The sequence below is a fragment of the Oceanospirillum sediminis genome (genome assembly GCF_014164585.1).
GTDB lineage: Bacteria > Pseudomonadota > Gammaproteobacteria > Pseudomonadales > Halomonadaceae > Oceanospirillum > Oceanospirillum sediminis.
In genome coordinates, this window is record NZ_JACJFM010000053.1 from 19,045 (window position 1) to 31,553 (window position 12,509).

The following is a 12,509-nucleotide window of genomic DNA, read 5'->3' on the forward strand; positions in this document are numbered from 1 at the left end:
CTAAAACACCGGGTGGCAGATCATATACCTGGTGAAAAAATACCGGTAGTAAGTTTGAGACTATCCTCCGAGTACTTGTCCCTGATCAAATTTATGCGCATATTCCAGGAATTCTGTGGCCACCGGAGATAAAGGTTTGCTTTTCAGGCGTGCCAGATACCAGTGACTGATAATAGGGAGTTGTTCAACGTTGAGTACAGCCACTCCTGAACTCTCACCAAATGCCAGCGTATGTTCCGATAATATGGAAACCCCTAATCCTGACATCACTGAATGTTTAATGGCCTCATTACTTTCGATGGTCATATGGATATTAGGCCGATAACCCAGGCGGGATAAACGTACTTCAATGGCATGTCGTGTGCCTGAACCTTCCTCTCGCATTAAAAAAGGAGCTTCACAGAACTGCTGTAGGGAAACCATATCCTGACCAGCCAGGGGGTGATCCAGTGGGGCAATAGCCTGCAGTCGGTTAGGCATAAATTCGGTCAGTTCAAGATCCATACCTTCCGGTGGGTGGCTGAATACATAAAAGTCTGCTTCCCCGACTGCCAGCTGATCAATAATCTGCTGACGATTGCCCACTCTGAAGCGAGTATCTATTTGTGGGTATTCCTTACTGAATTCGCCTATCAGGTGCGGAATGAAATATTTTGCGGTAGTGACAATAGACAGATTAAGCGTACCGGTTTTTAGCCCCTGAAGTCCGGATAAACTCATATCCAGTCGTTCAAAACAATCCAGTACTTCGGCAGCACTGGATATTGCGATTTTGCCGGCATCAGTAAAATGCAGCTTCCGGCCAGCCTGATAGTAAAGAGCAAGCCCCATAGCCTCTGACAGTTTCTTGAGCTGCATGGAAACTGTTGGCTGGGTGAGGTGCAGCTCTTCTGCTGCTGCGGTGATACTGCCTGTCCGATAGACAGATAGTAATATTTCCAGTTGGCGGATAGTACCAACCCGCGCATGTAATCGTGACGGCATGGTAGTGCTCTATGCTCTGTTTTTCAGGTATTACGTTATAACTCACCAAAAGCACTGATAAACATTAAGTGTTTCCGGTGTCTGTTGAGAATGCCATAGAAATGTTCTCTGTCCTGCAGAGTAAAAATAAGTATAGATAAATATCTATAGATAAGACAGATAATATCTATTTTTATCTATTTATGATTCTGTAGAAAATAATCCCTGTCAAATGAGAGTCCTGCAGGGCTGCTCATTACCGTTACATCACAGCGTTATCCCGGAGAGAAAAATGACAAACCGACAGCTTATTTTTGGTCTGATCAGTGGTCTGGTTATTGCCATTTCAGGTGCATTTCTGGCTAAAGAAAATGTTATTACATGGCTGTTAAGTATGGCTGGTAGTGCCATGATTGTACTGAACCTTATCGTCTGGCTGATGACAAGAAAAAGCCAGCAGCAGAAATCTGCCATGGCAATGGCCACAGTCACTCATCAGCCAGAGGCTCACCCTTCTGGCTCATAATGTTTGAATCCTTTTATTGTGAAGCCTGGTTAACACACCAGGCTTTGTATCGCTCTGTTTCAGCGTAAGCTTCCTTCTGCTGAACTTTCAATCCCTGTTGACCTTTTTCTGAGAGGCATCTATGCAACTGGACATTGTTGTCGCCTTCTTTATTCTGGGCATGTTTTCCACTCTGGTTGGCGCTAAAATCGATTTTCCCAAAGGTCTGTACCAGAGTTGCGTACTTTTCCTGCTGTTGGCTATCGGCCTGAAGGGCGGTTATGCCCTGAGTAATTTCTCTGGAGCGGATCTGTTACCTCAGTCTTTAGCTGTGCTGGGCTTTGGTTTTGCGTTGCCATTAATCGCTTTCCCCATTCTTTATTGGGTTGGTGGCTGGTCACGAGTGGACGCGGCATCAACTGCTGCCCATTATGGTTCAGTCAGTGTGGGGACTTATGCGGTTGGCGTTGCTGTGCTGGAAGCTCAGGGTATCGATTATGAGCCTTACTTCCCATTGTTTGTCGCTTTACTGGAAGCCCCGGCTATTGCCGTTGGTTTGCTACTGGCGATTCAGAATCGGTCTCAGCTCAGGGTGAAGGAGCTTGCCCATGAGGTGCTGTTCAATCAGGGGGTACTCTTACTGATGGGCGGTTTGATTATCGGCTTCTGGGCCGGTGACCGTGTACAGAGTGTGTTGCCGTTTTTTGGTACTTTGTTTCATGGTGTGCTGGCACTGTTTCTTCTGGAAATGGGGCGAAAAGCAGCCTCACGTTTACACGAATTAAAGAGTCAGAGTGCCTTCTTAGTCAGTTTTGGTGTCGTAATGCCGCTGATTGGAGCGTTAACCGGTGGTATACTAGGCTATTTACTGGGTCTGAGTACCGGTGGCGTGACTCTTATGGCAGTTCTGGGAGGCAGTGCATCCTATATTGCGGTTCCCGCAGCATTGGCTGTTTCTTTGCCTCAGGCAAATCTGAGCCTGTCATTAACCGCGTCTCTGGCTATTACTTTTCCATTTAACGTCATAGTCGGAATCCCCCTTTACCTGGGCCTGACACGTTACTGGTCAGGGTAACCTGACCATTAAGGAGAACAACGATCATGAAATTTGCCAGGGTTACCATTGTTATGGGCTCTCAGTCTGACTGGGAAACAATGAAAGCCGCAACTAAACCTCTGGAAGAGCTGGGTATTGAATTTGAAGCAGGTATCGTCTCTGCTCATCGTACCCCACAGCGTCTGGTGGAGTTTGCGAGCAATGCTCATAAGAATGGAACTAAGGTCATTATCGCGGGTGCCGGTGGTGCGGCTCACCTGCCAGGTATGATTGCGTCTGAGACGCTGGTACCTGTGATTGGTGTACCTGTTGCCAGCCGTCATCTGAAAGGTATGGACAGTCTGCTGTCTATCGTGCAGATGCCGCGTGGTATTCCTGTTGCGACAATGGCTATTGGCGAAGCTGGTGCAATGAACGCAGGCCTGATGGCAGCACAGATGCTGGCTATTGAAGATGAAGCTCTGCGTCAGCGCCTGCAGGAATACCGTCAGAAACAAACCGACAACGTACCATTCGAGATCGTAAAATGAGAATTGCCATTAAAGGCACCGGGCAGCTGGCCCGAATGATGGCTCTGGCTGGCTGGCCTATGGGGTTCAGCTTTGCTTTTTTCGGTAGCAAGCAGGAAAACACCTCCTGTATTGAAGGCCTGGGAGATATTGTTTTCCTGGAAGATCATGCCGATGTTTCCAGCCTGTACGAAGCGCTGGGCAAGCCAGACGTGATTACTGTTGAGAAAGAAGAGGTAGACACGGCACTGCTGCGTCAGCTGCAGGGTCACTGCCCGATTTATCCTGATCCGGATGTGATTGATATCTGCCGCCATCGTGGCAGAGAGAAAAACTGGATCAATGAGCAGGGTATTGCCACGGCTAATTACCATGTCACGGCTAATCGCGAACAGATTACAGATGCACTGAACAGTTTTACCAGCAGCGCTATTCTGAAAACCTGTTCTGGTGGCTACGATGGTTATAATCAGTGGCGTCTGAAAACAGAGCAGGACATTCAGGATCTGGATGACAGTGTTTGTGTTCAGGACTGCGTCATGGAAGAGATGGTTAACTTCAGCACAGAAGTATCTGTGATTGCTGCTCGTAACAGCAAAGGTGAAGTGGCTGTCTATCCTGTGACTGAAAACTATCACCGTCGTGGCACTCTGTTGATCTCTGAAGCACCGGCTCCGGGACTGACAGAAGAGCAGGAAGCTGAAGCCCAGCGTATGATTTCAACGCTGCTGAATGCTTCTGGTTATGTTGGTGTGCTGGCGATGGAGTGCTTTGTGACAGAACAGGGGCTGATCGTTAATGAACTGGCACCTCGTGTTCACAATAGCGGTCACTGGACAATGAATGCCGGTATCGCCAGCCAGTTTGAAAACCATCTGCGTGCCATCACTGGCATGCCTCTGGGTAGCACAACTCCCGCTAAGAACGGCGGCATGGTGAATCTGCTGGGTGTTGATGTGACTGCTCAGGATGCGCTGGCTGAGAATGCCTACCTGCACCTGTATAACAAGTCCGTTAAACCTAATCGTAAGATGGGGCACGTTAACCTGCAGGCTGAAGACAGCGAGTCACTGAAGCAACAGTTGAATGCTTTGGCGGCACAGATTTATGGTGATGATATCTGAATGATATCTGCGATCTGTTCTGCGGATATGAATAAGAAGCCGACAGTATTTTTCTGTCGGCTTTTTTATGTTCTGCTTAATTTGCGGGGAAACTGCTGGCATAAAAAAACAGCCGGATAGTGGAGTGATCCGGCTGCCAGACTGATATCCGTGTTACGAAATATCAGAGAAGAGTTGTTACTAATCCATCATGCCGGGCGGGTATTTTCTGCCTGGTTGCGTAGCGCTTCGGCAAGCGCCTGTACCTGATCCGCTGTTCTTTCCATCTGGCTCAGGCTGATGCTGGCCAGAGCAGATTCAACTAACAGCTCGAGCTGCTCAAAATGTGCCTTGCCGACATGCTCAATAGCACTGTTGCTTAGCTGCTGTTTGAAGGTACTAACCAGATCGGCAGCATGTTGCTGGAAGTTTTCACTCATGCCTGTTCTCCCTGAGTAGCTTCACTCACAGGAACTTCTGAATTCTCATTCAGGGCATTGGTTTCTTCTTCAATGGCGGCCTGAATTTCTTCTTCTTTTTTGGCATGAGCCCTTTCTACTGGTTCTTTCTGTTCTTCAGAAGCAGATGATGATTCAGTAACAACCTCTTCCAGAACGGTTTCCTGTTGAACCGGTGCTGGAGCTGTGCTGATTGGTGCATGGCTCAGAACCTGCTCATCTACTTCATGGACATCAGAAGCCCGACCAACCAGATGCGGATCAGGTGGGCAGACAACATCCAGATTTTTATTCGGATAAGGCACGCTATTGAGAATGTGTAACATAGCATTGATACGTGCGCGCTTTTTATCATCGGATTTAATGGTGGTCCAGGGCGCGTCAGCCGTATCTGTATAGAAGAACATGGCCTCCTTGGCTTCTGTATAATTGTCCCACTTATCCAGTGAAGCCAGATCGATCGGACTCAGTTTCCACTGTTTTAACGGATCAATACGGCGAGCCTGGAAGCGACGTAACTGTTCCTGGCGGCTAACGGAGAACCAGAATTTGAACAAATGAATGCCATCCCGGACCAGCATACGTTCAAGATCCGGTGCCTGACGCATAAACTCCAGATATTCGTTTGAGGAGCAGAAACCCATGACGCGTTCTACGCCAGCACGGTTATACCAGGAGCGGTCAAACAGTACAATTTCACCCTTTGTTGGCAGGTGATTGACATAACGCTGGAAGTACCACTGCCCTGCTTCCTGTTCACTGGGCTTTTCCAGAGCAACAATTCGTGCTCCACGTGGGTTCAGATGTTCCATGATACGTTTGATCGTACCCCCTTTACCTGCCGCATCACGTCCTTCAAACAGGATAACCACACGTTGCCCTGTTTCTTTGACCCAGTTCTGCATTTTCAGCAGTTCAATCTGAAGCTCCTGCTTACGTGCTTCATATTCCGCCCGGCGCATACGGCGACGATAAGGGTATGTTCTGATCAGAGGCAGGTTGCGTTTTTTAGGGCGTTTTGTAGCCTTGCTCAAAGGTGGTGGAGGAGATAACAGATCAGACATTTGGTTATCCAGAGGGTGGTTGCTGGGTTTGACACTGGCTTTTTCTGAAGACACGGGGTTTTCAGCTGCTTCCTTGTGTTCAATGTTTTCTGCGACAGAAGAATCAGGCATTTTACTACTCCTTATATTTGCCAATCTTAAAGAAGAAGTGCTGAATCCACGTTACTAACAAAGTATTACAAAAACAAGGGTTTTCTGCTATTTAACCAGGGGATCAGACTGCTGAAAAACGGTATTCTTCAACAAAAATCGTGGTTTTCTAGAAGGCTTATAGCAAAAAACCTTACATTTCGTGTAATATCGCGCTTTTTCTGCGTCATGGCAGACATCGCGATGTTTGCTTAAGTTATTCAGGCTGGCATCTGGTCCGGGTCAATATAAGGAGTTGGGGGGATTTATGGCCCTGTTTCGAAAAAATATCTGGACACTTTTTCTGGTCTTGTCGGTTTCTGTTCTGGCCCTTTTTCTGCTGGCAACCTGGCTGAAATGGCAATCTGTTAACGAGGAATATCGTCAGCAGCAGCATAACCTGGTCCAGCTGGTATCAACGGCCAGTAATTCGTTGTTAATGAACCAGGAGCTGATGCTGGATGTTCTTGGACAGGAACTGGTCAGGGATCATACTTACCCTCAGCAATCCCAGACGCGTGCTATTCTCAACGATCTGATCAGGCTGAACCCGGATATTATTGGTTTTGGTCTGACGACTCCCGATGGTTATTTTGTTTATACCAGTTCGAACCTGGATATTGCTGAGCTGCCGAATCTTATGGAGCAGGAGATAACCCGGGAGTCCTTTCTGCATGCTCTTAAGTCAGATCATATGGTGTTGGGCCGGACTTATTTTGTGGCGTCATTTAACAGCTGGATTATTCCGATTCGCAAAGCTATCAGAGATAGTGACGGCGATGTGATTGCTGTAATGACGGCGGGGTTGCGTATTCAGGGAGCTTCACGGTTTTTCAGTGATCAGCTGCATCTGGGTGATTTTAATATGGTCACACTGATTCGCGAGTTTGATCACAGAATTCAGTATCGTTCATCCATCTATAATGATTTTGAGCGCATGTTTTCTGTCTCTGTCGAACCTGTCTATCAGGCCGCGATGGAGCAGATCAGTCTGAACTACAATATTCCGGTTGATGAAATAAAACAGCATGACCAGTTATTTGATTTTGCTATCAGAAATCGTGGCAAAGTGACTCAGGCTGTTGCCTGGTATGATCCATATTTTGAATTGTGGATTGTCTCTGAAATTGATCGGGAATACATTGTTGCTGAATTTTTGAAAGCAATCAGTGCCTATTTTGCTTTATTTCTCGCAGGGCTATTATTGTTCTACCGCTTGTTTGCTTCAATTGCCAGTGCTGAAGAAAAACGTCAGGCGGATCTGGTATATCAGGCAACTCATGACACCCTGACAGGTTTGCCTAACAGAGGATATCTGCAACAGCTATCAGCAAGCTGGGCTGATGAAGGAACCCGACCATTCAGTATCCTCTACATCAATATGGATAACTTTAAGCATGTCAATGACAGCTTTGGTCATGCTTTTGGTGATCAGGTGCTTCAGGAGCTGACGGCACGGTTAACGGCATCTGTTCCTGAAGATATTACCCTGATTCGGCAGGGTGGAGATGAGTTTATTGCTCTGGGTCCTGTGGTGGATGAAAGCGTGCTGTTATCTGTATCCAGGCAGATTATTACGACCTTGTCAGAGCCTTATGACGTCAATGGTATTCGCTTTACGCTAGGGGCCAGTATTGGTGTTGCTCTTTATCCTCAGCATGGCGATAGTCCTGATTTGTTGCTTCGCTCGGCTGATATTGCTATGTATGAAGCCAAAAAACACAAAAACAGTGCCAGGATTTTTGCCAGCCATATGCAGGATAGTTACCTGAATAAAGTACTGGTTGAACAAAAATTACGTCATGGTTTAGAGCAGGGAGAGCTCTTTATGGTTTATCAGCCGCAGGTGGATTGTGCCGGGCAGTTATGCGGTGTTGAAGCTTTAGTACGCTGGAATAATGCGGACCTGGGGTTTGTACCGCCTGATCAGTTTATTCCAGTGGCTGAAGCATCCGGACTGATGCCTGCACTCGGGAATTTTATTCTACACACGACGCTGAATGAGCTGGCAGCGTTGCAGAAAAAAATGTCACTGAACTTTGATATTTCAATCAATATTTCTGTCAGTCAGTTTCTGCAACCTGATTTTATTACCATCCTGACCCGTGAAATTATGGGCTCTGGGATACCTTCCCGGATGGTTACTCTGGAGATTACGGAAAGCCTGTTTATTGAGGATCTGGATCAGATTATCCCTTTGCTGAAACAGATCAATGATATGGGGTTACAGATATCAATGGATGATTTTGGCACAGGGTATTCATCTCTTAGTATGCTCAGGCAGTTACCGATTGATGAACTGAAGATTGATAAAAGCTTTGTTGATGGTATTTCTGATAACCGGGCCGATCAGAAAATGATTCAGAATATTATTGCCATTGGTAAGAATTATGATCTGGTCGTGCTGGCTGAAGGTGTTGAAGATCAGAAGCAGATGGAAATGTTGCAGCGTTTTGGCTGCGATCGTTTTCAGGGCTACCACTTCTCCAGACCCTTATCGGCTGGAGATCTGGAGCATTTTTTACGTAAGGCTGTTGGATGTAGTGACGAAACTTCGCAGACCAGTATGGTTTGAAAGCTGTTTCCGATTACTCTGCCCATCATATTATCTACAGCATATCAATAGCTGGCAGATAGCCCCGAAGCGCTGATTCCCTGAGGTAGACATCAGCATGCTTTTGCATCGTTTTTGATGAACGGAACACCAGGGATAGTTTAAACATGGCCCGGCGATCTCCTTTTTCGGCAACGGCTTTAAGGAGTTCCAGTCCTCGGGAGGGGTTTCCAATTTTCCTGTCGATCATGGCACAGGCCAGCCAGTACCCGGCATTGGTGTTACCCTGTTTGTAAGCCAGTTCCATCATAGGCACAACCTTTTCTACAGGCAATTGCTGTTCTGATGATTTGGCCAGCAGGTAGATGGCGCTATGATAACCTGAGCCGGAGGCTTTATTCAGCCAGTATTCAGCTTCATGTGGCCTGTTTTTATATAGTAGTTCCTGGCCCAGCTGATAACAGCAAAAAGGTATATTCTGTATTGCACCGTAGCGTAGAAAAGAATATTCGTGACTAATCTGACGAAAACTTTTCAGCGTGCTATTAGCCGGTTCAGGGGCTTTGCTATAGGACTGTTTCAAAATTTGCACGACAGAGGGACGATTGTCCACTTTTTTGCAGCAGCATCTGAGGATCAGTTGTCGGATCAGAGAGTGGGTTTTCGCTGCAAATTCAAGTTTTTCGCAGAAGTGTGCTACAGGACGGTATGCCGGGCTGCTCTCTTCTGCAAAGTGATAGGGGATGTCGCCTGTATGGATAAAGCGCAGAATGAGTCCCAGAGAATAGATATCTGATGCGCGGCTGAAATTCCCCTGAAACAGTTCCGGTGCACAATATTCCATTGGGATGGTCAGTTTATTAATACGGTTGCCTTCCAACAGAGACTGGCTGTACTGGAGCTGGCACAGTTCAACTCCCTGGTGAGTGATATAAATGGCCTCTGGTGTCAGGGCATTGTGGGCAAAGCCTGCCTTGTGAATTCTGGCAAGAGCACTGGTAATACGAAGAAAGAGTTTGTATGCACTGTGGGCATTCATTGATCCTTTCTTACTGATTAGCTCTTTCAGTGTGCAGCCCGGTTTACGTTTGATGACATAGTAACTTTGTCCATTCTGGTTTTTGCAAACCTCCAGCAGATCCGCATTGTTGAAAAAAGGTGCTGCTTTAAGTCGGGATACCAGGTCATTCAGAAGATTGACGTGGGCAGGATTGTTCATCAGGCAGATAAGGCCTTTTTGTCCGGTTTTTACATGTTCGCAGTGAAAACTGGCCGACAGTGGTGTTACCGCAACCTGAGCCAGATCAGAATACAGCCAGTCGTTTGCCCTTTGGACCATGTGCTTTTATCCATTTACACTGAAAAAAATCTCTGAATTCTATATATAAAAGGCCTGTGAAGTAAAGCCTGACAAAGTGTGTCTCTTCATAAGCTGATTAATTTGCTTTAAAATGTATAAATTTACCTTCAATTCAGGCTGATAGTTATGGATAGTTATTTTGCTATATCAGAAATATCCGGTTTTAAATACCCGGAAAGAAACCTTCCGGAATATACCTTTTCAGAACAGGATATTGATATAAAAAACGCTATTCTTAAGATTATTTCACTGGCAGCCGCAGGGGCTGATTCTGACAGCTATCTGACAGAGCTTGAACAGGTTGTTTCAGGGAGCTTTTTTGCTCGTCGCTATGATCGATTGTCCCTTGTTCTTTATGCCCCAGGAATCAGTCGTATTCTGATAACTCGCCGGTTTTTATCAGGGCGCTGGTCTTTTATTAATGTCCTGAGACGTTTAATTACTCACAAAAGGCTACCTCAGTTTAATGCTAAGCCTTTTTATCTGCAGGTTGACTTTTCAGAAGTTCCTTCTGATGTAATAAACTTTTTCAATGTCGGACTGGCTAAAAGAGGAGCTGGACATTTTGAAATAGGCGTTGATGGCCTGGTTGTCATTGGAAGTGATAATAAAACTAATTTGTTTCTTCCGGGAGATGCTTATGTCAGATCGATAGCAGGAATGAAGCAATTAAGGAACTATCTGGCAGGGAAATATGGTGATGATTACATTCGTTCAGCACAGATAGAACGCTTTAGAAGTAATAGCTTTTTATTATCTGACTTTGCAATTTCTCCTTTATACAGAGGGCTTCCTGATAAAGGTACCATTAATAAGAAGCTGCTGGAGGATAGTTGTTTATCGGCGATAAGTAATATCCTGAAAAACTTTCGGGAGGATAAACGATTTTTGCCCTTCTATGACCCGGCTCTGGATTCATATAAAAACTTTGAGTCCCCTGAAAGAGATCCTGTCAGTAATCCTTATTACAATATCTTGCGGCATAGTGGTGGTGGGCTGGCCTGTGTTTTTTATGAGCACTATTTTCAGTCCGGTGAGTCTGTTGAAACGATCAGACAGGCAATTGAGTACTTGAAGACAAGGACAGTGCTCTATGAGCAAGCTGGTCGCAAGTGTGGCTACATTTATAATGAAGAAATTGCCAGTCTGGGAGGGAGTGGATTGGCGCTTTATCTGGTAGCCAGATATCAGCTTTTAACCGGTGACAGGAGTTATGATGCTTTTTCTTCTGCTCTGGCCTGGCATTTAATAGGGCAGATCACTTCTTCTGGTGAATTTATTTACCGAATTATTGATCATGGGAAGAAGGTCGAGCCGGAAGATAATGACAAGCACTTCTCACTCTATTATCCAGGAGAAGCACTATGTGGGCTAGCAAAATATCTGGCATATGCCCCTGAGCAAGAGCAAGGCTATATACGGAAGAAGATTCAGTTGGCACTGAATTTCCTGATTAACATAAGGCCGGTAGAAAAAGCAGCAGAATATCCTGCTTTACCAGGCAATAGCTGGTTGATGAATGCCATTGTGGAATTATGGGATTACCCTGAATTCAGACAAGAAAATTACTCTCACTTTGTTTTCAGTGATGCCCGAAAACTGATTGATCATATGTATCGGGCTGATGATGCACTGTATCCTGACTATGCCGGAGGTTTCTTTAATCAGTACGGCGATTATCCTCTCACTGATGGGGCCAGACTGGAAGGACTTATGGCTGCTTTTGAGTTAGCTGTTAAGCTGGGGGATAAACAGAAACAACAATACCTGTGGCAGGTTCTGAAACTTGGTGCCTGGTCTCTGGCGCGTCTGGTTAATTCTGATCTGACTCTTTATCCGGTTAAACGACCTGACAGAGCATTAGGAGGGATTCGTCAGAAGTATACCCGTCAGTGGTTCAGAATTGATTCTGTCCAGCATGTTGTCTGTTTGTATAGCAGGATGCTATTACTCTGGCAAAGAATGGAGTAGATGATTATGGGGTGTTAATTGTCCTGAAACAACATAACGAAATGTATCCTTTGTAAAGAAGTGTTATTTTTACTAGAATGTAAAAATACATTTCACTTATTACATAATAAATGGATACATTTTTTATGACTGACTACAGTGCTGCTCATCGTGTTCTGGATCAATTAGGGTACACTGATTATATTATTAACCCTGGTAAAAAATCACTTCGAATTGAAAAAATTACTTTAGATGAAAACAATAATTATTTGCTAGATATCCTGGAAGGTTTTGAAACGATAGAAGGCGATTTGGAATTTCATAACTTTGAACATGAAAACTTTAACTGTCTGAATGGATTGAAGACAGTAAGAGTAATAAAAATTGTCAATAATAATAAAGTAAAATCTATTTCTGGTTTTTCAAGCCTGTCCAAAATTCGATCTTTAATTATCGAAAAAAATACCAGCTTAGAATCAATTACAGGGTTTGGTAATCTTTTTATCAGTCAATCAAGAGTGCCTGGTAATATTAAAATTGTTAATAATAAATTGCTAACCAGTATTAGCTTTTTGAGAGGTTTAAAAAATGTAGGCCTATCTTTATATCTTCATCACAATAGCCTGGATTCCCTGGAGGGGCTTGAAGATCTTAAATCTATTGGTGCTAGTTTTTCTTTATCTTCCAATAAGCTTGTTTCTTTAAAAAGTCTTTCAAAGCTTAAACAAATAGGTGGTATGCTTGGGTTGGTTAATAATCAGTTAACTAGTCAGCCCTGAAAAAGTCAGGTTTCTATCTAACCGAGCATCGGTTGGCTTTATTGCTCCAGGAAATAAAGCCAACTGATTTTCTGCTCC

The 12,509-nt window shown here is 45.0% G+C and carries 11 protein-coding genes; 7 read left to right on the top strand and 4 right to left on the bottom strand.

The features are described 5' to 3' along the window. Nucleotides 1-60: 60 nt before the first annotated feature. Complete coding sequence (locus tag H4O21_RS22645) at nt 61-984, bottom strand: LysR family transcriptional regulator (RefSeq protein ID WP_182811609.1); 924 nt, start codon at nt 982-984, stop codon at nt 61-63. Nucleotides 985-1,255: 271 nt separating this feature from the next. Here H4O21_RS22645 and H4O21_RS22650 point away from each other — a divergent pair, with 271 nt between their 5' ends. From H4O21_RS22650 to H4O21_RS22665, 4 genes are all read left to right on the top strand, one after another. Further along, nucleotides 1,256-1,489 (top strand): hypothetical protein, encoded by a 234-nt coding sequence (locus tag H4O21_RS22650; RefSeq protein WP_182811612.1) that lies wholly within the window; start codon nt 1,256-1,258, stop codon nt 1,487-1,489. A 121-nt stretch (nt 1,490-1,610) separates the two neighbouring features. Next, entirely contained in the window at nt 1,611-2,543 is a 933-nt protein-coding gene (locus H4O21_RS22655) for a sodium-dependent bicarbonate transport family permease (protein ID WP_182811615.1), read from the top strand. Between the two features lie 26 nt (nt 2,544-2,569). Continuing rightward, on the top strand, nt 2,570-3,055 hold the full coding sequence (purE, locus tag H4O21_RS22660; RefSeq protein WP_220495811.1) for a 5-(carboxyamino)imidazole ribonucleotide mutase: 486 nt from the start codon (nt 2,570-2,572) through the stop codon (nt 3,053-3,055). Beyond that, the gene (locus tag H4O21_RS22665) at nt 3,052-4,158 is read left to right on the top strand and encodes a 5-(carboxyamino)imidazole ribonucleotide synthase (RefSeq protein WP_182811618.1); all 1,107 of its coding nucleotides are present in this window, start codon (nt 3,052-3,054) and stop codon (nt 4,156-4,158) included. Before purE ends, H4O21_RS22665 begins: the two co-directional genes overlap by 4 nt. A gap of 188 nt (nt 4,159-4,346) precedes the next feature. Here the strand turns inward: H4O21_RS22665 and H4O21_RS22670 are convergent, their stop codons facing one another. Continuing rightward, nucleotides 4,347-4,577: a hypothetical protein gene (locus H4O21_RS22670; protein WP_182811621.1), complete on the bottom strand. Its 231-nt coding sequence runs from the start codon at nt 4,575-4,577 to the stop codon at nt 4,347-4,349. Further along, nucleotides 4,574-5,770 (bottom strand): polyphosphate kinase 2, encoded by a 1,197-nt coding sequence (gene ppk2 / locus H4O21_RS22675; protein ID WP_255487424.1) that lies wholly within the window; start codon nt 5,768-5,770, stop codon nt 4,574-4,576. The genes H4O21_RS22670 and ppk2 overlap by 4 nt, the downstream gene beginning before the upstream one ends. A 286-nt stretch (nt 5,771-6,056) precedes the next feature. Between ppk2 and H4O21_RS22680 the strand changes: the two genes are divergently transcribed. Beyond that, nucleotides 6,057-8,363, top strand: coding sequence for a putative bifunctional diguanylate cyclase/phosphodiesterase (locus tag H4O21_RS22680; RefSeq protein WP_182811623.1), 2,307 nt, complete (start codon nt 6,057-6,059; stop codon nt 8,361-8,363). Nucleotides 8,364-8,397: 34 nt separating this feature from the next. Here H4O21_RS22680 and H4O21_RS22685 read toward each other — a convergent pair whose 3' ends face one another. Beyond that, nucleotides 8,398-9,681 (bottom strand): protein kinase domain-containing protein, encoded by a 1,284-nt coding sequence (locus H4O21_RS22685; RefSeq protein ID WP_182811625.1) that lies wholly within the window; start codon nt 9,679-9,681, stop codon nt 8,398-8,400. A 147-nt stretch (nt 9,682-9,828) separates the two neighbouring features. Here H4O21_RS22685 and H4O21_RS22690 point away from each other — a divergent pair, with 147 nt between their 5' ends. Next, on the top strand, nt 9,829-11,673 hold the full coding sequence (locus H4O21_RS22690) for a hypothetical protein (RefSeq protein ID WP_182811627.1): 1,845 nt from the start codon (nt 9,829-9,831) through the stop codon (nt 11,671-11,673). Nucleotides 11,674-11,798: 125 nt separating this feature from the next. After that, nucleotides 11,799-12,431, top strand: a complete 633-nt coding sequence (locus H4O21_RS22695) for a hypothetical protein (protein WP_182811630.1) — start codon at nt 11,799-11,801, stop codon at nt 12,429-12,431. Nucleotides 12,432-12,509: the final 78 nt, after the last annotated feature.